We start from the raw sequence: 24,686 nt of genomic DNA on the forward strand, positions 1-24,686 counted from the left end.
GCCTCCAGCATGGACGATGTGCTCGACTCCCTGAACGCCGCTGGCGAGCGCCTAGTGATGTACAAGATCACGAGCGCCCCCAGCGCCGCCGGAGACCTTGCGGACCTGGTCATCCGCCAGTGCGAGCAAATCGCCAAGGCGGTCTCGCTGCTGGAGAAGCACGACCACGTGCTGGACTACTGCGTGGAAATCAACCGCCTGGAGAACGAAGCCGACCGGGTGGCGCGCGATGCCCTGGCCCGTCTCTTCGAGCAGGAGAAGGACCCCATCGCCCTCATCAAGCTCAAGGAACTCTACGAGTTCCTGGAGACCGCCAGCGACAAGGCCGAGGACGTGGCCAACGTCCTGGAAAGCGTCGTGCTCAAGAGCGCCTGAGACTCCCATGCCTGCCCTGACCCCCGAACAGTGGCTGCTCATCCTGACGGTAGCGGTGGCACTGGGCTTCGACTTCATCAACGGCTTCCACGACGCCGCCAATAGCATCGCCACCGTGGTTTCCACCCGCGTGCTCTCCCCCAAGATCGCGGTCCTTTGGGCGGCCTTCTTCAACTTTGCCGCCGCCTTCGTACTGGGCACGGCCGTGGCCAAGACCATCGGCAAGGGCATGGTGGACCTGCACTACGTCAACCAGTACGTGGTGCTCTCCGGCCTGTTCGGAGCCATCGTCTGGGATCTACTGACCTGGTGGTGGGGCCTGCCCACCTCCTCCTCCCACGCCCTGATCGGGGGCTATGCGGGCGCCGCCATCGCCAAGGCCTGGACGCTCGGCGTCATCATCCCGGCGGGCTGGTACAAGACGCTGATCTTCATCGTCCTCGCACCCCTGATGGGCCTGGTCATCGGCCTGGGCATGATGGTCGCCGTCTCCTGGATTTTCCGCAACAGCGCCCCGCGCACGGTGGACAACTGGTTCCGCCGCCTGCAGCTGCTCTCCGCCGCCGCCTACAGCCTGGGCCACGGCGGGAACGACGCTCAGAAGACCATGGGCATCATCGCCGGCGCATTGTTCACCGGCGGCATCATCACCCAAGAGCAGATGCAGGCGGACTGGGGACCCTACAAGTGGCCGATCATCCTCTCCGCGCACCTGGCGATTGCGCTGGGCACCTACTTTGGAGGATGGCGCATCGTGCATACCATGGGCTCCAAGATCACCAAGCTCAAGCCCGTGGGCGGCTTCTGCGCGGAAACCGCCGGCGCCATCACCCTGTTCGGCACGGCCCTGGCGGGGATTCCGGTCAGCACCACCCACACCATTACCGGCGCCATTGTCGGCGTGGGCGCCACGCACCGCTTGTCGGCGGTGCGCTGGGGCGTGGCCCAGCGCATCGTCTGGGCCTGGCTGTTCACCATCCCCGCCTCCGCCACCGTCGCTGCCCTCACCTTCTGGCTCATCCGCTTCTTCCATCCCGCTGCCTAGAATCCTGGTCAGCGAGCCGGCTGCACCATTTTTGCTACAATCGGTGCGATTCCCATGAGCGCCCCAAGTCCCTTCACGGACGTCGAAACCGCGCTGGAGGAGATCCGCGCCGGCCGCATGATCGTGGTCGTGGACGACGAGGACCGCGAGAACGAGGGCGACCTGACGCTCGCCGCCGAGAAGGCCAGCCCCGAGGCCATCAACTTCATGGCCAAGTTCGGCCGCGGACTGGTGTGCCTGGCGCTGACGGAAGAGCGCCTCGACCACCTGCGCATCGGCCCCATGACTGCGGAGAACACCTCGCAATACGGCACCGCCTTCTGCGAGGCCGTGGACGCCCGCGAGGGCGTCACGACCGGCATCTCCGCCTACGACCGCGCCCAAACCATCCGGGTGGCCATCGACCCGGCGACCCGACCCTCGGATCTGTCGCGTCCCGGACACGTCTTTCCGTTGCGCGCGCGCAAGGGCGGAGTCCTGGTGCGCGCCGGCCAGACCGAGGCTTCCGTGGACCTGGCGCGGCTGGCGGGCCTGCTGCCCGCCGGGGTCATCTGCGAGATCATGAACGAGGACGGCACCATGGCGCGCGTGCCGCAGCTCATCGAGTTCTGCACCCAGCACGGCCTGAAGATGCTGACCGTGGCCGAGGTCATCCGCTACCGCATGCGCAAGGAGCGGTACGTCCGCCGCGTGGGCGAAGCGCTGTTGCCCACCCCCTTCGGCGAGTTTCGCATGATCGCCTACGAGAGCGAGGTGGATGGCGAATCCCACGTCGCGCTGGTGCGGGGCGAGATGCCCACGGAAGACGCCCAGCAGGCGGCCGCCGACCCTGTCCTGATACGCATGCACTCGCACTGCCTGGTGGGCGATGTCTTCGGCGCCACCTGGTGCGATTGCCACGCCATGATCGAGCGCAGCCTGGAGCGCATCGCCCGCGAGGGCCGCGGCGCGCTTATCTACCTGCACCAGACTTCCAAGGGCTTTTCGGTAGAGCGCGCGGGAGAGCAGTCCGTCCTCGCCTTCCACCGCGAGGTGCGTGAGCCCTCACTCCCCGACCATCAGCGCAAGACACAGCGCGAGGTGGGCATCGGCGCGCAGATCCTCGCCGACCTGAACATCCACGCCATCCGCCTGCTCACCAACCATCCCCGCAAGGTCGCCGCCCTGGAAGGCTTCGACATCGAGATCGTCGAGCAGGTGCCCGTGCCCGCCTCCCGGCCGGCGATGCGAGAATTCTGAGAAGCAGCAATTAACAATAGAAAAACAGAGGGCGCAGGGCGCGCCCTGCCTTAGTTGGGCTTCTTGGGAACGATATCGCTGTCTTTGATGAGAAACTGCGCCGGACACTCGCGCGAACCGCAGATCACAGGAATGAGCCCCGCGATCTGCCGCCGGGTGATGAGCCCCAGCGTGCCGCACGAGGGGCAGGAGAGCACCGCCCAGTAAGGGTCGTCGTCTTCGCCCACCTCGCCCGCGTTCTCCAGCACGAAGATGGTCCCCGGCTGCATCTGTTCCGGGATCCATTCGCTCAGGATGTTGAGCTCCTGCACCATGGCCATGGGACCTCCCGTTTTGCGAAGCTGCGGTTTCGCCTGCTCGCTCATGCCGGCCTCCGTTGCCGCCCGCGGGCGGCCGACGTCACCGATTGCTGCGCTTTCTTCCTCCAGCCGCGGATGTCGGCGTGCACCTGCCGCACCATGTCGCTCAGGCAGATGCTGAAGACCGGCTGGCGGCAGTTCTTGAGCACGTCCACCACCCGCTTGGCGGAATCTTCCAGGAAGATGTGCTTTCCGTCGGTGAGCAGGTGGTAGTCGGAGCCGCGGCGCACGGTGTCCACCAGGCGGCGGCTGAACTCGCGCTCCAGGAAGCGCATGATCTTGCGCATCCGCTGCAGCGAGAAGCCCTTGCGGCGCATCTCCACGATGACCGCGATCTCCGCCAGGTCGTCGACGGAGTAGAGCCGGCGGCGGCCGGTGCGCGCCGGCACCACGATGCCGCGCTCGTCCCACCACTGCAGTTGCCGCGGCGTGATGCCCGTCAGCCCCACCACTTCCTTCGAAGAGAAGCTTCGCTTCATTTGGCCCCAGTCTTGTTTCAAACAAAGATTGCGGAAAATGTTTGAAACATTCTAGGCGCAAGATGTTGACTGTCAAGGGAATTTCGCAGATGGGAGGAACCTGGAACGATACGGGGCGGGCTAGCGGGGAGAACTCGGGGAAGCGGCGGGCGCAGGGGGCGCGACCCGGCAGCGGGGCACGATGCGGGCGCGGTTGCGCGCCGAGATGGCGCCAGAGTCGTCGCCGCCCTTTTCCACTTCCGGGCGGAGCCGCTCCACGCTCTTGCGGGCTTCGTCGGCGGAAGGGCCGCCGGGATCGGCCGCCAGGCTGGCATCGTAGTTCTCAAAGGCGCGCGTGGCCTCGCCGAGTTTGTCGAAGGCGCGCCCCAGCCTTAGATAGATCGCGGCATCGTCCGGCTTGGACTCGAGAGCTTCCTGATAGCGGCTCAGCGCCGCGCGATAGTTTTTCTGACTGAAGTAGTAGTCGCCGACCTCGACACTCTGTGCAGCAAGGATGGGGTCGTACGTCGCAGCCCGCTCCGTGGCCACCTTGCTGGAACTCGCCCCGGTTCGACTTTCACCCGAGGATTGCGGCGGATGAGATGTCGGCAGCTGCCGCGGATCCGGCCTCCCTGCGCCGGAGCCCTTGCACCAGCCCGCGATGCATACGCTGTTTGGAAGCGGGCTCTTGTTGCGCTGCTTTTTCGCCTTGTTCAGCTCCGCCAGATATTCATCGACGGACCGGTCTTCTCGACAGGGCTGGGAGGGGCTGGGCTGCGGCTGGACGGCCGGCGCGGAAGGAGCTGGCGTGGACTGCTGGGATTGAAGGGCCAGAAGGGTCCCAGTCGCGGCTAGAACGAAAAACCACCGCATACGTTTACTCCAACCCGAAGGGGAGCAAACCGCCCCCGACGAAGTGGACGATCTCCAGGCGATCGCCCTCGCGCAATTCGGTAGCGGGCCAGCGCTCGCGGGCGACGATGGCGCGGTTCAGCTCCACCGCCACCCGGTCCGCCCGCATGCCCAACTGCTCGACCAGCGCGGCCAGGGTGAGCCCGGCGGAAAACGCGTGTTCTTCCCCGTTGACCTGGAGCTTCATGTCTTTAGATTGTACCGGGACTGTGCCGCGGGTTAGCTGGCCTTGCGCAGGCGGAACTTGCGGGTGGCGGACTTGTCCCCGTGCTGGGCCTGCACCAGGATGGCGGCCTCGCGCAGCGCCGCCTCGTCGAGCACCAGCTTCATCTCCGCGGCGCCGCTCGAGTCGGTCGAGGTCTGGGAGTAGATGGGCGCATCGTTGGAGAGGGCCAGGCGCGAGGTGAGCTGCGCGCCCTCCACGGTCGCCCCGCTGTCCGTGACCACGAGCTTCATCACCACGGTGCTCTCGGCATAGACCGAATCGGAGTTCACCCAGCGGATGGCCAGGCCCTGGCCATTGGTGTCCTGGATCTCCAGGTTGTGGCCGACCGTGCCCTCCATCTTTCCGCCCCGGACCGCGTCGAGCACCATGCGATGCTGCGTCTTGAGCAACTCGTGCATCTGCTCATCGGTGAAGCCGGGGTGGACGGCCTGGTCGGCGTAGGAAGAGGCGCGCTTGCCGATGCACTGCCCGCGCACGAACACCTGCGTCTGCAGTAGGAGGTCGTTCTGCCGCGCCTCGCTCTGCACGTGGTAGATGGTGTCGCCGACCTTGGTGTCGGTGTTGAAGCCAAAAATCATGGTTTCGAAGGCGCGGGGAGCGCGTCGGTCCGTGCCTTGCCTCCGGGTTTCGCGTCTTGACACTCCACAGAGTGAAATCTATAGTCGAAACGCGCGAAACCCGCTGTTGGCGCGCATTATATACACGCTCTTCCATGCCCGACAACTACTTCGCTCGCTACCTGCCGTTGCTGGTGCACCTGCTGATGGCACTGGGGATTGCGGGCGGCATGGTGGCCCTTTCCGCCCTCCTGGGTTGGCGCCGCCCCAGCCGGGTCAAGTCCCAGCCCTATGAGTGCGGCATGACCCCCACGGGCGACGCCCGCGGCCGCTTTTCGGTGAAGTTCTACCTGGTGGGCATGCTCTTCATCCTGTTCGACGTGGAAGTGGTCTTCCTCTACCCCTGGGCGGTGGCCTTCCGCGAGCTGGGGATGTTCGGCTTCTACGAGATGCTGGTGTACATCGCGGTGATCCTGGTGGGCTTCCTCTATATATGGAAGAAAGGGGTACTGGACTGGGCCTTCGAGCGAGGCGAATCCTGAACCCATGTCCCTCGACCCCGCGATCATCGACTTGGAAGCGCTCCAGGAGCGCGCCCCCATCGCACTGCTGCGCAGTGCGCTGCCTGACGCGGTCACGGCCGGCAAGTTCGACCGCGGCGAGCTCACGCTTTGGATCGAACGCGCCCACCTGCGCGAAGCCTGCTCCCTGCTGAAGTCCGACCTCCACTTCAACTTCCTGGCCGATGTGACTTGCGTGGATTGGCATCCCACCGAGCCGCGCTTCGAGGTGGTCTATCACCTGCTCTCCATCCCGCGGAAAGAGCGATTGCGACTGAAGGTGCGCCTGGCGGGCGGCGACGCCAGCCTGGAATCGGTAACCTCGGTCTGGCCCGCCGCCGACTTCTTCGAGCGCGAAGTCTTTGACCTCTTCGGCATGCGCTTCCAGGGGCATCCCAACCTGCGCCGTCTGCTCATGCCCGAGGACTGGGAGGGCCACCCGCTGCGCAAGGACTACCCCGTCGAGGGATACCGCTGACATGTCCCACCTGATCCCGACCCCCGCCCTCGACCCCACGCAGGAAGGCGTGATGATCCTGAACATGGGGCCGCAGCATCCCTCCACCCACGGAGTGCTGCGTCTGGTGCTGGAAGTCGAAGGCGAGAATGTGGTGCGCCTGGTCCCCGACATCGGCTACCTGCACACCGGGATCGAGAAGACCTGCGAGGCCAAGTTCTACCAGCAGGTGGTGGTGCTCACCGACCGCATCGACTACCTGTGTCCCATGACCAACAACCTGTGCTACGTGCTGGCGGTGGAGAAGCTGCTGGGGCTGGAGATCCCGCCGCGGGCGCAGTGGATGCGGGTGCTGCTCAACGAGCTCACGCGCATCAACTCCCACCTGGTGTGGCTGGGGACGCATGCCATCGACATCGGCGCCATGTCCGTCTTCCTCTACTGCTTCCGGGAGCGCGAGGACGTGCTGCGCATCTTCGAGATGGTCAGCGGCCAGCGCATGATGACCTCCTACTTCCGCGTGGGAGGCCTGGCGCTGGAGCCGCCCCTGGGCTTCTTCGAGGTGGTGAAGAAGTTCGCCGATCGCTTCCCCGCGCACGTGGACGAGTACGAGAGCCTGCTCACGGAGAACCGCATCTGGAAGGACCGCACCCGCGGCGTCGCGCACATTTCCGCCGAAGACGCCGTCGCCATGGGCGTGAGCGGGCCCTCGCTGCGCGCCAGCGGCGTGGACTACGACCTGCGCCGCGACATGCCCTACTCTAGCTACGACAAGTTCCGCTTCCACGTCCCGGTCAGGCACGAGGGCGACGTCTATGCCCGATACCTGGTGCGGGTGCAGGAGATGCGCGAGTCCATCGGGATCGTGCTGCAGGCACTGGCCGGCATGCCCGAAGGGCCGGGGAAGGCCGACGCGCCCAAGGTCGTCCTGCCCGAACGCGAGAAGATGAAGACGCAGATGGAAGCGCTCATCTACCACTTCAAGATCGTCACCGAGGGCTTCACCGTGCCCGCGGGCGAGGTGTATCAGGCGGTGGAGTCGCCGCGGGGCGAGATGGGCTACTACGTGGTCTCGGACGGCACCGCCAAGCCCTACCGCGTCCACATGCGCTCGCCCTCGTTCGCCAACCTGCAGGCGCTGCCGCACATGTGCCAGAACCGCCTAATCGCGGATGTGGTGGCAGCCATCGGGAGCATTGACATCGTTTTGGGAGAGATTGATCGCTGATGGTTGTCTCCGAACAACTCGACAAGTTCTTCGACGAGAAGATGCGGAACTATCCCATCCGGCGGTCGTTCCTTGTCCCCATGCTGCTCTACACCCAGGACGAGCTTGGCTACCTCTCCGACGAAGCCATCGCCTATATCGCGCACAAGGTCGACCTGACCGAGCTGGAGATCCGCAACGTGGTCAGTTACTACTCCATGCTCACCACCAAGCCGCGCGGCAAGTTCAACGTCCAGGTGTGCACCAACATCAGTTGCATGCTCCGCGGCGCGGAGGAGATCTACGAACACTGCCAGAAGAAGCTCGGCGTCGGCCACAAGCAGACCACGGCGGATGGCCTGTTCTCACTGGAAGAAGTCGAGTGCATCGGCGCCTGTTCCTGGGCCCCGGCCATGCAGGTCAACTACGACTACCACGAGAAGCTGACGCCCGAAACCGTGGACAATATCCTGGAAGGCTACGCCATCAAGGCAAAACAGTAATGGCAGACCTAGTCTCCCATCCCGACGAGGTCAAGGTGGTCAGCAAGCGCTTCGGGCAGGGCGCGGCGGCCATCGACCGCTACCTGGAGCTTGACGGCTACAAGGCCGTCAAGGCGGCGCTGGAGATGGGCCCGGACAAGATCATCGACGAGATGAAGAAGTCCAACCTGCGCGGGCGGGGCGGCGCGGGCTTCCCGGCGGGAATGAAATGGTCGTTCGTGCCCAAGGAGTCGCCCAAACCCAAGTACATCCTGTGCAACGGGGACGAGAGCGAGCCCGGCACCTGCAAGGACCGGCTCATCTTCGAGCACGACCCGCACGCGGTGCTCGAGGGCGTAATCATCGCCGGCATCGCCGTGGGCTCGCACCAGGGGTACATCTACATCCGCGGCGAGTACCGCTACTTGGTGGACATCATGGAGAAGGCCATCGCCGAGGCTTACGCCAAGGGCTTCCTCGGCAAGAACATCTTGGGCAGCGGCTACGACTTCGAGTGCGCCGCGCACACCGGCGCCGGCGCCTACGAGGTGGGCGAGGAGTCGGCGCTGATGGAATCGCTCGAAGGCAAGCGCGGCATCCCGCGCATCCGGCCTCCCTTCCCGGCGGTGGTCGGCTTGTACGGCGGGCCCACGGTCATCAACAACTGCGAGACGCTGGCCAGCGCCCCGCACGTGATCCTGGGCGGAGGCGAGTGGTATGCCGGCCTGGGCACACCCAAGAACGGCGGCACGCGCCTGTTCTGCCTCAGCGGGCACGTCAACCGCCCGGGCGTCTATGAACTGCCGCTGGGCTACAACCTCAAGAAGATGATCTACGACGTGGGCGGCGGCATCCGCCACGGCCGCAAGCTGAAGGCGGTGGTGCCCGGCGGCTCCTCCACCCCGCTGCTCAAAGCCGACGAGATCGATGTCGCCATGGACTTCGACTCACTGATGAAGATACAGACCTTCCTGGGCTCGGGCGGCGTGGTGGTGCTCGACGAGGAGACCTGCATGGTGAAGTTCGCCCAGAGGGTGATGCGCTTCTACGCTCACGAGAGCTGCGGCTGGTGCATCCCCTGCCGCGAAGGCACCGACTGGCTGAAGAAGACGCTCATCCGCTTCCACGCGGGCGGCGGGCTGAAGAAGGACATCGACAACATCCAGTACCTGGCCGAGAACATGCTGGGGCGGACCTTCTGCCCGCTGGGCGACGCGGCAGCGATGCCGATCATCTCCATCGTCAAAAACTTCCGTAGCGAGTTCGAAGACCATTTGGAAGGCCGCCCGTGTCCGTATGAGCCGGCTTCAGTGGAACAGTTGCCGGTGATGCGATGAGATCGGGAATCAAGTGAAATGCCTGACGTAACCATCACCGTTGACGGCAAGGAGGTCACCGCGCCCGCGGGGACGCTGCTCATCGAAGCCTGCAAGCACGTGGGCATCGAGGTGCCGTCGTTCTGCTACTACCCCGGGCTGTCGCTGCAGGCGGCGTGCCGGATGTGCCTGGTCGAGATCGAGAAGATGTCCAAGATGGCGACCGCGTGCACCGTCCCCATCACCGAAGGCATGGTGGTGACGACCGCGAGCGAGAAGGTGACGCAGGCGCGCAAGTCCATGCTCGAGTTGCTGCTGGGCAATCATCCGCTGGACTGCCCAGTGTGCGACGCGGGCGGCGAGTGCGAGCTGCAGGACATGACCTTCAAGTACGGCGCGGCGGAATCGCGCTACATGGAGGGCAAGCTGCACAAGGAGGAACAGCAGTGGTCGCCGGTGGTGTTCTTCGACCGGCCGCGCTGCATCCTGTGCTACCGCTGCGTGCGCGTCTGCGGCGAAGGCATGGACGTGTGGGCGCTGGGCGTGCAGGGCCGCGGCGCCACCTCCGTCATCGCTCCCAACAAGGAAGACCACCTGGAGTGCGAAGAGTGCGGCATGTGCATCGACATCTGCCCGGTGGGCGCTCTTACTTCCGGCGCCTATCGCTACAAGACCCGCCCCTGGGAGATGAATCACACGGGCACCATCTGCACCCACTGCGGCGACGGCTGCAAGACCACGCTGGGCGTTCGCCGCGCCGAGGGCGGCGCGCAGATCGTCCGCGGCGACAACCGCGACAAGAGCGGCATCAATGGCGACTTCCTCTGCGTCAAGGGCCGCTATGCGTTCGACTTCGCCCATCACGACGACCGCCTTCGGCAGCCCCTCGTGCGCAAGCACGGACGCCTGACCCCCGTCTCCTGGGAGGAAGCGCTGGAAGCGGCTGGGAATCGCTTCCGCGAGATCCGCGACGCCGACGGCGGCAAGGCTTTGGGCGTCCTCGGCTCCACCCGCACCACCAACGAGGAAAACTACCTGCTGCAGAAGTTCGCGCGCGTGGTGCTCCAGACGAATAACATCGATCACCACCGCACCGCCGACTTCCCTGCCTTTGCCCACGCGCTCGCCGGCAAGCCGGACGCCACCGCCGGCATGCGCGACGTGGCCCAGGCGCCGGCGATTCTGCTCATCGGCAGCGACCCTACGGAGCAGCATCCCCTGCTCGCCTGGAACATCCGCACCAACGTGCGCCTGCGCCGCGCCCGGCTGTACGTGGTCAATTCGGCAGAGATTAAGTTGCGGCGGCAGGCGACGATGTTTGCTCAAGTCCCCGCAGACGCGGAAGGTAAAGTAGCGGCCTTTCTTGCGGGAGACGAAAGCGCTGCCTCCGCGCTCGGCGCCTCCGCCGAGGCTCTGAAGACCATGCGCGACAAGCTGCGCGGCGAGCAGAACCTGGTCATCATCTTCGGCTCCGAGCTGCGTGGCGACGACGTGACGTCACTGGCTCGCTTCGGCGCCGCGATCCCAGGCGCAAAGCTCATCTGCCTGGGCGACTACGCCAACTCCCGCGGCGCGGCGGATATGGGTCTTTATCCGGACTTGCTGCCCGGTTACACGTCGGTCGCGGGCGGCGGACACTTCGCCGCCGAGTGGCGCGCGCCGCTCCCTTCCGAGCCGGGAATGGACCTGCGCCAGATGATTGCCGCCGCTGCCGAAGGCAAGCTCAAGGGTCTTTACGTTGTGGGCTCGAATCCGGTCAGCCGCTTCGGCGTGGATCCCTTTGCGCTCTCGAAGACCTTCGTCGTCGTTCAAGACCTCTTCCTGACGGAGACCGCCGCCAACGCTGACGTGGTGCTGCCCGCGGCCTGCGCCTACGAGAAGTCAGGGACGTTCACCAACACCTGCGGTGACCTGCAAATGCTGACCAAGGCCGGCGACTTCTCCGGGGTAAAGGCGGACTTGGAGATCATCGTGCGCATCGCCGACCGCATGGGATTCGATCCGCGGCGGCTGGTGCCCTTCGGCGGTGCGGAACGCGCGGACCAGGGACAGTCGCGCGGGGTGCAGTCGGGCGAAGCCGACCGCCACGACATCTGGCTGCGCGCGCACAACCTGGAGCCCAAGGTCAGCCCCTTCGATCCCATGGCGCTGCTCGACGAGATCCAGCGCCTGGTCCCCGGCTACGACGTCTCGCGTACCAACCTGGCCGCGGGCAACGAAGTGCACACCGGCATTCCGGCGGAGGTCGGGCGCAGCGGCGGCGCGGATTCCATCGTCCCGTCCGGAGATACGCTCTTCACCTCGGGCACGCTGGGGCGCTACTCGCGCGCGCTGAATTCGGTTCTGGAGAGTCGCAGGATCCCGGCGGAAAAGCCCGCTGCAGCCGACTAGGATGCAGAACGACTGGTTCACATTCGTCGCCATCACGGTCGTCAAGAGCGCGGTCCTGCTCGGGGTGTTGCTGACAGCGGTGGCCTACACGGTGTGGCTGGAGCGCAAAGTCGTCGGCCACATCCAGAACCGCTGGGGGCCGACGCGCGTGGGACCCTTCGGCCTGCTGCAACCGCTGGCCGACGGCGTGAAGCTTCTGCTGAAGGAAGACATCAGCTTGAGCGGAGCGTACCAGCCGCTCTATATCGCCGCGCCCATCCTCGCGGTCGGGCTGGCGCTCACCTCCATTTCGGTGATCCCCATCGGCGAGTCCATCACCGTGCGCGGGGTTCCGGTGCAGCTTCAAATCGCCGACGTCAACATCGCGCTGCTGGTGTTGCTGGGCGTGACCTCCATCGGCGTGTACGGAATCGCGTTGGCCGGCTGGTCGTCGAACAGCAAGTACTCGCTGCTGGGCGCGCTGCGGGCCTGCGCGCAGATGGTGAGCTACGAGCTTTCCCTGGGCCTTTCGCTGGTGGGCGTGCTCATCCTGACCGGCAGCCTCAGCCTGCGCGAGATCGTCAACCATCAGGGCGAGTGGCCTTGGCAGTGGAACGTCATCGGCGGCGGGCAAGCGGTGGCGTTCTTCATCTATCTGGCCGCCGCCTTCGCTGAGACCAACCGCATCCCCTTCGACCTCCCCGAGGGCGAGACCGAGCTGGTCGCCGGATACCACACCGAGTACAGCTCCATGAAGTTCGCCATGTTCTTCATGGCCGAGTACACCAACATGGTCACGGTGGCCTGCGTGGCCACCACCGTCTTCCTGGGAGGATGGCATGGGCCGGTGTTCGGTCCCGGGCCGGTGCGCATGGCGCTGCCGCTCTTCTGGTTCGTGCTCAAAGTCTTCTTCTTCCTGTTTCTGTACATCTGGGTGCGCGGGACGCTGCCGCGCTTCCGCTATGACCAACTGATGGCCTTCGGCTGGAAGGTGCTGCTGCCACTGGCCATCGCCAACATCCTGATCACCAGCTTTGTGGTGGCGGTGGGAACGTAATGCTCCATCAGATCCTGTTCTTCTTCTTCGCGGCTGTCTGCGTGGCGGGAGCGCTGAACCTGCTGGTCCAGCGCCATCCCATCAACAGCGCGCTCTCGCTGATCGTGGTGATGGGCTCGCTGGCGGTGCTCTACCTGCTGCTGGGGGCGGAGTTCGTGGCCGCCATCCAGGTGATCGTGTACGCCGGCGCCATCATGGTGCTGTTCATCTTCGTCATCATGCTGCTCAACGCGGGGGAGGAAGAGCGCTCGGGCGGCAGCCGCGTGGCCGCCGTGCTGGGATACCCGGCGGTGGCTGTGCTGGTGGGGCTGGCGGCGTGGGCCGTGGTCCGCTCGAGCGGCTCCGCAAGCCTCAAGCTGGGAGAGTTCGTAGGCAGCACCGAAGCCATCGGCTACCTGGTCTTCCGCGGCTTCCTCTTGCCCTTTGAGGTCACCTCGGTGCTCATCCTCATTGCCATCATGGGCGCGGTAGTGCTGGCAAGGAAGGAGGACTGATGGTCCCGCTCTCCTACTATCTCGTCCTCAGCGCCATCCTGTTCGGGCTGGGCGTCACCGGCTTTTTGGTGAAGCGCAACATCATCACCCTATTCATGTCCATCGAGCTGATGCTGAACGCCGTGAACCTGTCGTTCGTGGCCTTCGCCGCGCACTGGGGCGCGCTGAGCGGCCACGTCTTTGTCTTCTTTGTGATGGTGGTGGCGGCGGCGGAGGCGGCCGTGGGACTGGCCATCATCATCGCCGTCTTCCGCACCCGGCAGACGTTGAACGTGGACCGCGTGAACCTGCTGAAACTATGACGCCGAACCTCAACTTGTGGCTGATCCCGGTGCTGCCGTTGGTCGGCGCGGCGCTGAACGGCCTCTTTGGACGCCGTTGGCCGAAGCGCGCCGTGGCGCTCGTGGGCATCGCCTTCGTCGGCGCCGCCTTCGCCTGGACGCTCTGGGTGGCATCGCAGTTTAGCCATCTCACCCAGATCCCGCACATCGAGGAGCACTCGCCCTGGATCACCGCCGGCGGCTTCGTCGCCAACTTCGGCTTCTACCTCGACCCGCTCTCGCTGGTGATGGCGCTGGTGGTCACCGGCGTCGGCTTTCTCATCCACATCTACTCCATCGGCTACATGGAGCATGAAGGCGGCTACTACCGCTTTTTCGCCTACCTGAACCTGTTCATGTTCTTCATGCTCACGCTGGTGCTGGCCGATAACTACCTGCTGATGTTCGTGGGCTGGGAAGGCGTGGGGCTGGCTTCGTACCTGCTGATCGGCTTCTGGTTCCAGAAGGACTCGGCCGCCGCCGCCGGCAAGAAGGCCTTCATCGTGAACCGCATCGGCGACTTCGGCTTCCTCGTCGCGCTCTTCCTGCTGATCCGGACCTGTGGTTCGCTGAACTTCGCGGAGGTCTTCCCGGCCGTTTCTCGCCTCGGCATCGAGAGCGCGCCAGGACTGCTGACCGCGATCGCGTTGCTGCTGATGTTGGGAGCCTGCGGCAAGTCCGCGCAGCTCCCGCTCTACGTCTGGCTGCCGGACGCAATGGAAGGCCCCACGCCGGTCTCGGCGCTCATTCACGCCGCCACCATGGTCACGGCCGGGGTGTACATGGTGGCGCGGTCGAATCCCATCTTCAGCCGCTCGCCGGAGGCGCTCACTGTGGTGGCTGTAGTCGGCTGCCTGACCGCGCTCTTCGCCGCCACCATCGGCATGGCGCAGAACGACATCAAGCGCGTCCTGGCCTATTCCACCATCTCGCAACTCGGCTACATGTTCCTGGCCTGCGGCGTGGCTGCGTATTCCGCCGCCATCTTCCACCTGATGACCCACGCCTTCTTTAAGGCGCTGCTCTTTTTGGCCGCGGGCTCGGTGATCCACGCCCTGGGGGGCGAGCAGGACATGCGCAACATGGGCGGCCTGCGCAAACACATCCCCTGGACCTTCTGGACCATGACCGCCGCCACCTTTGCCATCGCCGGCTTCCCCATGCTCTCGGGCTTTTTCAGCAAGGACGAGATCCTGTGGCGAGCATGGTCGAGCCCCTACGGGAGCTGGATCTTCTGGGCGGTGGGCGTTGGGACCGCCGGGCTGACATCCTTTTATATGTTCCGACTGTGGTTCCTGACCTTTTTCGGCGAGTCCCGCGGCCCGCACGACCGCCATCCCCACGAGAGCCCGAAGGTCATGCTGGCGCCGCTCGTGATTCTGGCGGTGCTGTCGGTGGTGGGAGGTTACGTCGGCGTTCCGCACTCGCTCGGCGGAGAAAATCACTTCGAGCGCTTCCTGGCGCCGGTGGTCGCCGCGCCTGCAGGCATGGAGCACGAAGGCGCGGCGGCAGCGGCAGAAGTAGTAACGGAACGGATGCTCACCGCGGCCTCGGTGGGCGCGGCGGCACTGGGATTTTTCTTCGCCTGGCTGCTCTACCACAAACGCCGTGACCTGCCGGAGAAGATCGCCGCGGCCTTCGGCGGGATATACACCGCGGTCGCCAACAAGTATTACGTGGACGAAGGCTGCAACGCCCTATTCGTGCAGCCGCTGGTGGAGGGCTCGAGGCGCCTGCTGTGGCGAGGCGTGGACGCAGGCCTCATTGACGGCACCGTGAACCACGCCGCCGGCGATGTCCGCAAAGTCTCCGACACACTCCGCCACATGCAGTCCGGCAGCGTTCGTTCCTATGCCGGATGGGTAGCCGCGGGAGCAGCGCTGGTGCTGGCCTATCTCGTCTGGGTGGGTGCACGATGAGCGTCGGCCTGCTGACGATGGTCGTCTTCCTGCCGCTGGCGGGCGCCCTGGCGCTCGCGCTTCTGCCGCGGCGCGACTCGCTCCTCCGCTGGTTCGCGCTCGGAGTTTCGCTCCTCACCTTTGGCGCTTCCCTGCTGCTGCCGCTCCGGTTCGAGAACCGCTCCGGCTTCCAGTTGGAGGTGGACCACGCCTGGATCGCGAGCCCCAACATCCACTTCCACCTGGGCGTGGACGGCATCTCGCTGTGGCTGGTGGTGATGACGGCGTTCCTGGTCCCGCTCAGCGTGCTCATTTCCTGGAAGTCGGTACACGAGCGGGTGAAGGAGTTCTTCATCCTGCTGCTGGTGCTGGAGACGGCCATGCTCGGCGTCTTCGTGGCCTTGGACCTCTTCCTCTTCTATTTCTTCTGGGAGGCCACGCTCGTCCCCATGGCGCTCCTGATCGGGATGTACGGCCACGAGCGGCGCGTCTATGCCGCAGTGAAGTTCTTCCTCTTTACCGTGATTGCCTCGGTGTTCATGCTGGCCGCCATCCTGTGGATCTACGCCCAGGTTGGCAGCTTCGACTTCGTTACCATCCAATCGGCCCTCGCCAGCGGCCGTCTCGCGCTCTCCTGGAACGCGGCGCGCTGGCTCTTCCTGGGATTCTTCATCGCCTTCGCCGTCAAGGTGCCGCTGTTCCCGCTGCACACCTGGCTGCCCGACGCGCACGTCGAAGCCCCCACCGCCGGCTCGGTGCTGCTGGCGGCTGTCCTGCTGAAGATGGGGACCTACGGCTTGCTGCGCTTCAACGTCACCCTCTTCCCCGAGCAGGCCCGCTACCACGCTCCCTGGATCATCGCGCTGGCCATTATCGGGATCATCTACGGCGCCCTGGTCGCCATGGTGCAACCCAATCTGAAGAAGCTGATCGCCTACTCCTCGGTCAGCCACATGGGATTCGTGGTACTGGGCATCTTCAGCTTCACCCAGATGGGCACCGACGGCGCCGTCTACCTGATGTTGAGCCACGGCGTCTCCACCGGCGCGCTGTTCATGTTGGCGGGGATGATCTACGACCGTCGCCACACCTTCGAGATCACGGACTTCGGCGGACTGGCCACGCCCATGCCGGCGTACGCCACCTTCTTCCTGCTAATCACGCTGTCGTCCATCGGGCTGCCGCTGCTCAACGGATTCGTAGGAGAGTTCCTGGTGCTCTCCGGAGCCTTCCAGGCGCGGCCGCTCTATGGCGTGCTGGCGGCGACGGGAGTCATCTGGAGCGCCTGCTACATGCTGTGGATGTGCCAGCGCGTCTTTTTCGGCGTAGTGAAGAACCCAGCCAACGCGGCTCTGGCCGACCTCGACGGGCGCGAGCGCCTGGCGTTGTGGCCGCTGGCAGGACTCGCGCTGGTGATGGGCGTCGCCTCGCCCTGGTGGATGCAGGCCATCGACCCGGCGGTACGCGCGGCGCTCCCGGTGGCACAAGCAATCTCGCAGGCGGTCCTACGATGACCCCGATTCCCAGCGAAGACTACATCCGCATCCTGCCCGAGATTGTGCTTACCGTCTTCGGCATGGCGGTGATGCTGATCGACCCGCTGCTGCCGAAGCGCGCCAGCCGTCGTCCGCTGGGCTGGCTGGCTTTCCTGGGGACGCTCCTGGCCGCCGCCGCCGGCGCCCATCAGGTCTATTATCCCGGCCCGGCATTCTTCGGGATGGTGCGCGTGGATTCCTTCAGCATCTTCTTCCACGTCTTGATCACGCTGCTGGCGGCGCTGGTCATCCTGGCTTCGCTCGACTACCTGGACGTGCAGGAGATCCACGGCGGCGAGTTCTACGGACTCGTCCTGCTGGGCACGGTGGGCATGGTGCTGATGTCCTCCGCGGTGGAACTGGTGCTCATCTTCATCGCGCTGGAGATTTCCTCCATCTCCACCTACGTCCTGGCCGGATTCCGGCGGCGCGTGGCGGCCAGCGCCGAAGCCTCGCTGAAGTACTTCCTGCTGGGCTCCTTTGCCACCGCCTTTTTCCTCTACGGCGTGGCGCTGATGTTCGGGGCCACCGGCACCACTAGCATCTATGCTTTGGCCGCGGCGTTGCACCCGCCGCACACGCCGCCGCTGGCCTATGTGGCCGTGGCGTTCCTGTTCGTGGGCCTGGGATTCAAGGTGGCCTCCGCGCCCTTCCACGTCTGGACTCCGGACGTCTATGAAGGCGCGCCGGCACCGGTGGTGGCGCTGATGTCCACTGCGCCCAAGGCAGCGGCCTTCGCCGTGCTGCTGCGCATTCTCTTCGCCGCCAATGCTCCGGGATGGTTCTGGCTGGTGTGGGTCTCCGCCGCGCTCACCATGACGCTGGGCAACCTGGGCGCGCTGGTCCAGACCAATATCAAGCGCATGCTGGCCTATTCCTCCATCGCCCACGCCGGATACGTTCTGGTGGCCTTCGCGGCGGCGCGCCAGGCGGGCGTTTCCGCCGCCATCTTCTACGTCGCGGCCTATGGAGCGATGAATGTGGGGGCGTTCGCGGTCATCACCTATTTCGCGCGCGCCGGCGAGCGCTACGTCACCCTGGACGACTATGCCGGACTCGGCCGCCGCTCTCCGGCGCTGGCCGCCGCGCTCTCCATCTTCTTGCTTTCGCTGATCGGGATTCCCATCACCGGAGGCTTCTTCGCCAAGTTCTACGTCTTCACCGCCGCCTTCCAATCGAACCTGGTGGGGCTGACCATCCTGGCAGTCATCAACAGCGCCATCGCCGCCTACTACTACCTGCGCGTGCTGGTGGTGATGTACATGCGCGAGCCGCGCGAGGACGCTCCCCTGTCCCCGGTCTCGACCGCCATGACCACGGCAATCGCCGTGTGCGCCTTGGCCACGCTCTGGCTGGGCATCCTGCCCGGCACGGTGCTGGACTACGCTTTCCGCGCCGCCAGCGACCTGTTGCGCTGAGCTCCTGCTCCCAAAAGAAAGCCTCCGCCACCCGAGAAGGGGTGCGGAGGCTGGGATTCGGACGGATTGGCTAAGTCTTTACCTTGGCGAAGATGATCACCAGCGTGTAGAGGGCCAGCGACTCGATCAGCGCCAAGCCCAGGATCAGCGCGAGCTGAATCCCAGGACGGGCTGCCGGATTGCGCGCCAGGCCTTCCGCCGCCGCCGCCGTGGCCTTCCCCTGGGCCATAGCGCAGCCCGCGGAGGCTATGGCCATGGCGAATCCAGCGGTAATCGCCACCCAGGCCGCGTCGGAAGGACCGCCTCTTCCGCTCATCTCTTGCGCGAACGCGGGCACGGCCACCAGCACCGTCCCCAGCGTCAGAAACACGAACGTCATTTTACGCATGTTTTCTCTCCTTGTAAGAATCGCCGCCAGGGGGTGGTTGGCGCCATCCTCGTGCAGACGCCCTCACACTCGCGGCACAACACTCATGAAGCCGGATCAATGCTCCTGAGCGACGGCTCCCGATAGATACACCGTCGTCAGCAAAACAAAAATATAAGACTGCAGGAACGACACGCCCATGTGCAACGCCAGAAATACCACCGGGATCCCGATGGGAACCAGGGAGAAGAAGACCAGGGTCACCATGTCCCCGGCGAAGATGTTGGCAAACAGGCGGATGGTGAGTGAGAGCACGCGCGCCGAGTGGCTGATGATCTCGATGGGCAGCATCAGCCAGGCCAGCCACCAGATCGGGCCGGTGAAGTGCAACGCATAGTGCAGCAGTCCCTGGCTGAAGACTCCCTGCAGGTTGTAATAGGCGAAGGCCACCACCGCGCAGCCCAGCGGCACCGAAGGGTTGGCGGTCGGCGATTCGAAACTCGGAACCATCCCCAGCAGGTTGGCAACCAGTATGAACAGGCCGAGCGTCATCAGAAACGGCGTGTAATGTTCGCTGTGGTGTCCGATGATCTCGCGGCTTTGGTTCTGGATGAACTCCTGCAACACCTCGACCACGTGCTGCCAGGCTCCCGGCCGCTGCATCGACAACCGCGATCGCAGGAACAGGAAGAACGCCACCAACAACACAAAGACCACCACCTGCATGGCAACGTAGTTGGGGATGGGGGCGCTGGGGTCGTGAGGATGGATGTGCAGCGCCTCGAGCAGCGCCGTGGTCACGCCGCCCAAGTACTTGTTCAGGATCGCGGTGAACCAGAGTTGCTCGTGCATGGGTCGGGTGCTGGGTGCCTAGCCTAGATTCCGCGCCGCAGCGCGACGTACACTTCATACGCGGCCTCGCATCCGATAGCCGCTACTGGCAAAAATAATCCCGCCAAAAGACCGTTCAAACTCACTGAAGAACTCCTGAATATAACATAGACCCCAAGAGCGATCAGGAGATAGCGAAGCAGGAAGCGCAGCACCACTCCCCGGCTGGATTCTCTGCTGCCCGATTGGGTCAAGCGATCGGCCAGCGCGCTGACCACGCGCTTCAGCCAGTAGAAATTGACGCTGGCGATGGCACAGCCAAGCATAAACCCCAGGCTCACCCGCCATCCCAGCGCGATTTCTAGGGCCAGGGCCACCACCGTCCCCACCCCCAGCATGAAACGCAGGATGCGCGCATAGGCCCCCGCGTAGAAATCCTCGGCTGCCGGCGTGGATTCGACGACACTCATGAAAGACTGGAGGAACTTCTCCTAACTGATTATTAATAAGCGAGTTACATAATCATTAGAATCACTTGTTTTCGGACGAGGTGACGGTGCGAATCAGTTCAACGAACCCCGCAGCGATGCCGACGATCAGCCCCACAAGATAGAGCCATCCCGTGTGCAGCCAACGGTCCAACGCCGCGCCGGCGAGCCAGCCTACAAGGGTGGCGGCGGGCAGCACAAAGGCCAACTGACTATAACGCGCAACCTGCTCCCACGAGTTCTTGCTCTTTCCTGGGTCCCCCGGGCCCCCCGGAGTCGCCTTGGGTTCCTCTTCGGGCATGGGCTTAGCGCAGCAGGGTAGCTGCGGCGGGAGTCTGGACGATGTGCAGCGACCAGTTCACCGCCCGTAGAAGGGGGTCGGGATAGATGCCGATTCCGATGCTGGCGATGCCGGTGATGGCCAGCGCCAGTCCCAGGCCGGGCGCGATACGGACCGGCTCGGCGTCGGCGGCCGGGCGCATGAACATGGCGTTGGCGATGCGCAGGTAGTAGTACGCGGCCACCGCCACGTAGATTACGGCCAGCATCGCCAGGGCGTAGTGTCCGGTCTCGATAAGCGAGAGGAAGATGAAATATTTTCCGTAGAAACCGGCCAGCGGTGGGATGCCGGCGAGCGAGAGCAGGAAGGCCAGCATGAGCAGCGCCGAGGTGGGCGCCTTGAAGAAAAGTCCGGCGATGTCGTCCAACTCGTCGCCGATGATGTTCTGCCGTCGCAGCGAGGTGATCACCGCGAACGCGCCCAGGTTCATGAACAGATAGACCAGCAGATAAACCAGGATGCCTTTGATGCCGGTCCAACTCACCTGGGTGGGCGAGCCCGCGATCAGACCCAGCAGCATGTATCCCACGTGGGCGATGGAGGAGTAGGCGAACAGTCGCTTGAGGTTGGTCTGGGTCAACGCCGCCAGGTTGCCGCCGGTCATGGTGGCGATGGCGACGAAGACCAGCAGGGGGACGTACAGCGGACGCAGCGGCCCGAGGCCGTTGAGGAAGATGCGCAGCAGCAGCGCCCAGGCCGCCGACTTTCCCGCTACCGACATAAATCCGGTGATGCTGGTGGGCGCGCCTTCGTATGCGTCCGGCGCCCACTGGTGGAAAGGCACGGCGGCGATCTTGAAGAACAGTCCGGCAGAAGTAGTCAGCAGCGCCAGGATGGCGACCGGGTCGTGGGTCAGGTCTTTTTGGCCCAGCGCGAAGGCGATCCCCTGCAGGTTGGTGCTGCCGCTCAATCCGTACAGCAGCGAGAGCCCATAGGCCAGGATGCCGCTAGAGAAGGCTCCCAGCAGCAGATACTTGAGCGCGGCTTCGTTGGAGCGGCGGTCTCGCCGCAGGAATCCCACCAGAATGTAGGTGGAGAGCGCCATCAGCTCCAGCCCGATGAACAGCAGGATGAGGTCGTAACCCGCGGCCATGGCCATCATCCCCACCACCGAGAACAGGATGAGCGCGTAGAACTCGCCGTGGTGCTCCTTCTCGACCTCCAGATAGTGCACCGACATGAGGATGGAGATGGCCGCCGCCCCCAGAAACAGGTAGAAGAAGAAGATGGCGAAGGGATCCACCACCAGCGAGCCGCCGAAGGCGCGCAGACCCGCCAGTCCCATGCCGCTCCGCTGGAGTTCGACCGCCGCCACCCCGGACATCACGATCTGGATGCGGTACACGGCGACCGCCGAGAACACCAGGCCCATCAGCGCCGCCCAGGCATTCAGCGACTTCCACTCTTCGGGCAGCATCAGGTCGAGCAGCAGGATGGCCAGGGCGAAAACGGTCAGCAGCAACATGGGCAGCGCCAGCACGTATTCCATGCTGGTGAAAACGCCGCTGGCTGCGCCCCAGATCATCTAGCGCTTCCCTTTCTCGTCGGCCGCGGCCACGCTCAGCGAAGGAGCGTTCACGGGATAGTCCGGCCGCACCGTCTTCACGATCTGGTTCACCGGCTGCTCCAGGATCTGGAAAAAGGGCTTGGGATAGATTCCGATGACGAACGCCAGAACAACCAGTGGGACCAAGGTGGCCAGCTCGCGCGGCGTCAGGTCGGCCAGCTTCTCGTTCTTGGGATTGGTCACCGGCCCGAAGAAGACGCGCTGGTAGAGCCACAGCAGGTAGGCCGCGCCCAGCACCACGCCACCGACGGCCCACGCTGTCCAGAAGAGCCCGCTGTGTCCGGCGATGCTCTTCTCCATGAACGTTCCTTGCAGGATGGTGAACTCGCCGATGAAGCCGTTCAGCAGCGGTAGTCCCAGCGACGACATGAACATGATGAGGGTGATGGCGGCGTACACCGGCATCACGGTGGAGATGCCGCCGTACTCAGAGATCTCGCGGGAGTGCCGCCGCTCGTAGAGGATGCCCACGATCAAGAACAGCGCTCCGGTGGAGATCCCGTGGTTGATCTGTTGCAGCACCGAGCCGGAGAGGCCGAGCGGGTTCAGCGCGAAGATGCCCAGGGTGCAGAAGCCCAGGTGGCTGACCGAGGAGTAAGCGATCAGCCGCTTCATGTCCTTCTGCATCAGCGTGACCAGCGCCCCGTAGAGGATGGCGATGATGGAGAGCCACATCATGGCCGAACGCATCATCTCGTCCTGTACGATCGCCGGGAACAGGGGCAGCGAGAAGCGGATGAGCCCGTACGTTCCCATCTTCAGCAGAACGCCGGCCAGGATCACGGAGCCGGCGGTCGGGGCCTCGGTGTGCGCGTCCGGCAGCCAGGTGTGGAAGGGGAACATCGGCACCTTGATGGCGAAGGCCAGGAAGAACCCCAGAAAGACCCAGACGGCTTTGTCCGGTTCAATGAGGGGCGCGGTCTTATATAGCGCCTCCACGCTGAAGGTGTAGATGCCCGTCAGCTTGTAGTGGTGGAAATACAGGAAGAGGATGCCCAGCAGCATGGCCACCGAGCCCACCAGGGTGTAGAGGAAGAACTTGATGGCGGCGTAGAGCTTGCGCGGGCCGCCCCAGATGCCGATGAGCAGGTACATGGGAACCAGCATCACTTCCCAGAAGACGTAGAAGAGGAAGAAGTCGAGCGACATGAAGACGCCCAGCATCCCCGTCTGCAGGATGAGGAACCAGATGTAGTACTCCTTCACCCGCTCCTCGATGGCGGTCCAGGAGGAGAGGATGGAGATGAAGCCCAGGAGCGTGGTCAGCATGATGAGCAGGAAGCTGATGCCGTCGATGCCCAGCAGGTAGCTGGCGCCGATGGAGGGGATCCAGTTGTTGAGCGAGCCCTCTTTGAACAGGAAGCCGGACTGGCCCTTCACCGCCCAGAACCAGGGCACCAGGGGCAGCGAGACCACCAGCCCCGCCAGCGCAAACAGGTTGGCGATCCAGCGGATGGCGTTCTTGTTCTCTTTGGGCACGAACAGCAGCAGCAGCGCGCCCAGCAACGGCGTGAACAGGATGATGGACAGTATGTGGTTGTACATAGACTAGTCCGTCGCTCTTCCTTTCAATTCGTCAATCCTCATCGCCACACGTAGTACGCAACGAATCCCGCCAGCCCCACCACCATCACCAGCGCGTACCACTGCAACTGGCCCCACTGCACCAGGCGCATGGGATAGGAGAGGGTGCGGGTGAAGATGGCGATGCCGTTCACCAATAGCCCGTCAATGATCCAGGCATCCCATACGTTCGACATTCGCCCAGCGAAGCGCGTGAGCCAGCTCGCGCCGTTCACGCCTCCGTCGATCACCGTGCGATCGACGTTGCCCAGGAATTCCGAGGCGCCCATCACGCCCAGGCGCTTGTCGCCGAACCTCCGGCTGCCAGTGAAGACGGTGTTGTAGAACTCGTCCACGAAGAACTTGTTGTAGAGCACGTCGTAGAGGGGCGGTGACGCGACCGCGATGGGCTCGCGGTAGCCCTTCTGTGCCTTGGCGTACGACTTATAGGCAAAGAAGATCCCGGCGAGCGCCGCCAGCACCGAAGCGCCCATCAGGATGTACTCCGTGCTCTCGTGGCCCCCGGCCTCTCCGGCCGCTTTGGTGCCCACGGGTGCACCCGGGTAAGTGGTCGTCTCTGCCGCCCGCAGCGCCTCGGCGCCGGGCGCGAAGACCGGGGCCAGGAACTGCTGGAAGCGGTTCTCGCCGCCCAGGCTGCGCGGCAGGCCCAGGTATCCGGTAAAGATGGATCCCAGAGCCAGCAGGATGAGCGGCAGGGTCATGGAGCGCGGCGACTCGTGGATGTGGTGCTCCACCTCGTGCGCCACCCGCGACTCGCCGAAGAACGTCAGGTAGATGAGCCGGAACATGTAGAAGGCGGTCATCAGCGCGGTGATGAAGCCCAGATACCACAGGAAGCGGTAGGTGCCGTGCTGCGACGACCAGGCCTGCCACAGGATCTCGTCCTTGGAGAAGAATCCAGCCAGCCCGGGCACCCCGGCAATGGCCAGAGCGCCGATCATCATGGTCCAGTAGGTCGTCGGAATCTTCCTGCGCAGCGCCCCCATGTTGCGCATGTCCTGCTCGCCGGAGAGCGCGTGGATCACTGAGCCCGCTCCCAGGAAGAGCAGCGCCTTGAAGAAGGCGTGGGTGAAAACGTGAAATACCCCGGCGGCGAAGGCGCCCACGCCGCAGGCCAGGAACATGTAACCGAGCTGGGAGACGGTGGAGTAGGCGAGCACGCGCTTGATGTCGTTCTGCACCAGGCCGATGAGGGCGGCGAAGATGGCGGTGGAGGCGCCCACG

27 protein-coding genes are annotated in these 24,686 nt (G+C 64.6%); 15 read left to right on the top strand and 12 right to left on the bottom strand.

From position 1 onward, the window contains the following. From VGQ94_06795 to ribB, 3 genes are all read left to right on the top strand, one after another. Positions 1 to 375: DUF47 family protein (locus tag VGQ94_06795; GenBank protein HEV2022221.1), on the top strand; the 375-nt coding region annotated here is incomplete at its 5' end. A gap of 7 nt (positions 376 to 382) precedes the next feature. Further along, entirely contained in the window at positions 383 to 1,420 is a 1,038-nt protein-coding gene (locus VGQ94_06800; GenBank protein HEV2022222.1) for an anion permease, read from the top strand. A gap of 54 nt (positions 1,421 to 1,474) precedes the next feature. Then, a complete protein-coding gene (ribB, locus tag VGQ94_06805) occupies positions 1,475 to 2,659 on the top strand; it encodes a 3,4-dihydroxy-2-butanone-4-phosphate synthase (protein HEV2022223.1) in 1,185 nt (394 codons plus the stop codon). 50 nt (positions 2,660 to 2,709) lie between these two features. Here ribB and VGQ94_06810 read toward each other — a convergent pair whose 3' ends face one another. The 5 genes from VGQ94_06810 to VGQ94_06830 all read right to left on the bottom strand — a co-directional run bounded on the left by VGQ94_06810 (position 2,710) and on the right by VGQ94_06830 (position 5,255). After that, complete coding sequence (locus tag VGQ94_06810; GenBank protein ID HEV2022224.1) at positions 2,710 to 2,979, bottom strand: hypothetical protein; 270 nt, start codon at positions 2,977 to 2,979, stop codon at positions 2,710 to 2,712. Positions 2,980 to 3,020: 41 nt separating this feature from the next. Beyond that, positions 3,021 to 3,497 (bottom strand): MerR family transcriptional regulator, encoded by a 477-nt coding sequence (locus VGQ94_06815; GenBank protein ID HEV2022225.1) that lies wholly within the window; start codon positions 3,495 to 3,497, stop codon positions 3,021 to 3,023. A gap of 120 nt (positions 3,498 to 3,617) precedes the next feature. Then, complete coding sequence (locus VGQ94_06820; protein ID HEV2022226.1) at positions 3,618 to 4,025, bottom strand: tetratricopeptide repeat protein; 408 nt, start codon at positions 4,023 to 4,025, stop codon at positions 3,618 to 3,620. A 328-nt stretch (positions 4,026 to 4,353) separates the two neighbouring features. Continuing rightward, positions 4,354 to 4,575 (bottom strand): sulfur carrier protein ThiS, encoded by a 222-nt coding sequence (gene thiS / locus VGQ94_06825; protein ID HEV2022227.1) that lies wholly within the window; start codon positions 4,573 to 4,575, stop codon positions 4,354 to 4,356. A gap of 32 nt (positions 4,576 to 4,607) precedes the next feature. Further along, a complete protein-coding gene (locus VGQ94_06830) occupies positions 4,608 to 5,255 on the bottom strand; it encodes a hypothetical protein (GenBank protein ID HEV2022228.1) in 648 nt (215 codons plus the stop codon). Between the two features lie 71 nt (positions 5,256 to 5,326). Here VGQ94_06830 and VGQ94_06835 point away from each other — a divergent pair, with 71 nt between their 5' ends. From VGQ94_06835 to VGQ94_06890, 12 genes are read left to right on the top strand one after another with little or no spacing between them, the layout of a single operon-like run. Next, positions 5,327 to 5,713, top strand: a complete 387-nt coding sequence (locus VGQ94_06835) for an NADH-quinone oxidoreductase subunit A (protein HEV2022229.1) — start codon at positions 5,327 to 5,329, stop codon at positions 5,711 to 5,713. Positions 5,714 to 5,717: 4 nt separating this feature from the next. Further along, on the top strand, positions 5,718 to 6,209 hold the full coding sequence (locus VGQ94_06840; protein ID HEV2022230.1) for an NADH-quinone oxidoreductase subunit C: 492 nt from the start codon (positions 5,718 to 5,720) through the stop codon (positions 6,207 to 6,209). Between the two features lies 1 nt (position 6,210). Then, positions 6,211 to 7,416, top strand: coding sequence for an NADH dehydrogenase (quinone) subunit D (nuoD, locus tag VGQ94_06845; GenBank protein ID HEV2022231.1), 1,206 nt, complete (start codon positions 6,211 to 6,213; stop codon positions 7,414 to 7,416). Beyond that, positions 7,416 to 7,898, top strand: a complete 483-nt coding sequence (locus VGQ94_06850) for an NAD(P)H-dependent oxidoreductase subunit E (GenBank protein ID HEV2022232.1) — start codon at positions 7,416 to 7,418, stop codon at positions 7,896 to 7,898. Before nuoD ends, VGQ94_06850 begins: the two co-directional genes overlap by 1 nt. Then, entirely contained in the window at positions 7,898 to 9,214 is a 1,317-nt protein-coding gene (nuoF, locus tag VGQ94_06855) for an NADH-quinone oxidoreductase subunit NuoF (GenBank protein ID HEV2022233.1), read from the top strand. The genes VGQ94_06850 and nuoF overlap by 1 nt, the downstream gene beginning before the upstream one ends. A gap of 18 nt (positions 9,215 to 9,232) precedes the next feature. Continuing rightward, positions 9,233 to 11,584, top strand: coding sequence for an NADH-quinone oxidoreductase subunit NuoG (gene nuoG / locus VGQ94_06860; GenBank protein HEV2022234.1), 2,352 nt, complete (start codon positions 9,233 to 9,235; stop codon positions 11,582 to 11,584). 1 nt (position 11,585) lies between these two features. After that, positions 11,586 to 12,620 carry an NADH-quinone oxidoreductase subunit NuoH gene (gene nuoH / locus VGQ94_06865; GenBank protein HEV2022235.1) on the top strand — a complete coding sequence of 345 codons (1,035 nt, stop codon included), beginning with the start codon at positions 11,586 to 11,588 and terminating at the stop codon, positions 12,618 to 12,620. Then, positions 12,620 to 13,114 carry an NADH-quinone oxidoreductase subunit J gene (locus VGQ94_06870; protein ID HEV2022236.1) on the top strand — a complete coding sequence of 165 codons (495 nt, stop codon included), beginning with the start codon at positions 12,620 to 12,622 and terminating at the stop codon, positions 13,112 to 13,114. Before nuoH ends, VGQ94_06870 begins: the two co-directional genes overlap by 1 nt. Continuing rightward, positions 13,114 to 13,416: an NADH-quinone oxidoreductase subunit NuoK gene (gene nuoK, locus VGQ94_06875; GenBank protein HEV2022237.1), complete on the top strand. Its 303-nt coding sequence runs from the start codon at positions 13,114 to 13,116 to the stop codon at positions 13,414 to 13,416. The genes VGQ94_06870 and nuoK overlap by 1 nt, the downstream gene beginning before the upstream one ends. After that, on the top strand, positions 13,413 to 15,353 hold the full coding sequence (gene nuoL, locus VGQ94_06880) for an NADH-quinone oxidoreductase subunit L (GenBank protein ID HEV2022238.1): 1,941 nt from the start codon (positions 13,413 to 13,415) through the stop codon (positions 15,351 to 15,353). Before nuoK ends, nuoL begins: the two co-directional genes overlap by 4 nt. Further along, positions 15,350 to 16,846: an NADH-quinone oxidoreductase subunit M gene (locus VGQ94_06885; GenBank protein ID HEV2022239.1), complete on the top strand. Its 1,497-nt coding sequence runs from the start codon at positions 15,350 to 15,352 to the stop codon at positions 16,844 to 16,846. The genes nuoL and VGQ94_06885 overlap by 4 nt, the downstream gene beginning before the upstream one ends. After that, positions 16,843 to 18,285 carry an NADH-quinone oxidoreductase subunit N gene (locus tag VGQ94_06890; GenBank protein HEV2022240.1) on the top strand — a complete coding sequence of 481 codons (1,443 nt, stop codon included), beginning with the start codon at positions 16,843 to 16,845 and terminating at the stop codon, positions 18,283 to 18,285. Before VGQ94_06885 ends, VGQ94_06890 begins: the two co-directional genes overlap by 4 nt. Before the next feature lie 70 nt (positions 18,286 to 18,355). Here VGQ94_06890 and VGQ94_06895 read toward each other — a convergent pair whose 3' ends face one another. From VGQ94_06895 to VGQ94_06925, 7 genes are all read right to left on the bottom strand, one after another. Continuing rightward, positions 18,356 to 18,673 (bottom strand): ATP synthase F0 subunit C, encoded by a 318-nt coding sequence (locus VGQ94_06895; GenBank protein HEV2022241.1) that lies wholly within the window; start codon positions 18,671 to 18,673, stop codon positions 18,356 to 18,358. Between the two features lie 96 nt (positions 18,674 to 18,769). Next, on the bottom strand, positions 18,770 to 19,504 hold the full coding sequence (atpB, locus tag VGQ94_06900) for a F0F1 ATP synthase subunit A (protein HEV2022242.1): 735 nt from the start codon (positions 19,502 to 19,504) through the stop codon (positions 18,770 to 18,772). Between the two features lie 23 nt (positions 19,505 to 19,527). Then, positions 19,528 to 19,953 carry an ATP synthase subunit I gene (locus tag VGQ94_06905; GenBank protein ID HEV2022243.1) on the bottom strand — a complete coding sequence of 142 codons (426 nt, stop codon included), beginning with the start codon at positions 19,951 to 19,953 and terminating at the stop codon, positions 19,528 to 19,530. Between the two features lie 61 nt (positions 19,954 to 20,014). Then, positions 20,015 to 20,272, bottom strand: coding sequence for an AtpZ/AtpI family protein (locus tag VGQ94_06910; protein HEV2022244.1), 258 nt, complete (start codon positions 20,270 to 20,272; stop codon positions 20,015 to 20,017). Positions 20,273 to 20,276: 4 nt separating this feature from the next. Next, positions 20,277 to 21,836: an NADH-quinone oxidoreductase subunit N gene (locus VGQ94_06915; GenBank protein HEV2022245.1), complete on the bottom strand. Its 1,560-nt coding sequence runs from the start codon at positions 21,834 to 21,836 to the stop codon at positions 20,277 to 20,279. Continuing rightward, positions 21,837 to 23,423 (bottom strand): NADH-quinone oxidoreductase subunit M, encoded by a 1,587-nt coding sequence (locus VGQ94_06920; GenBank protein HEV2022246.1) that lies wholly within the window; start codon positions 23,421 to 23,423, stop codon positions 21,837 to 21,839. Positions 23,424 to 23,461: 38 nt separating this feature from the next. Beyond that, the coding region (locus VGQ94_06925; protein ID HEV2022247.1) for a proton-conducting transporter membrane subunit at positions 23,462 to 24,686 on the bottom strand (1,225 nt) is incomplete at its 5' end.

It is taken from the genome of Terriglobales bacterium (genome assembly GCA_035937135.1).
Taxonomy (GTDB): Bacteria; Acidobacteriota; Terriglobia; order Terriglobales; family Acidobacteriaceae; genus DASYVL01.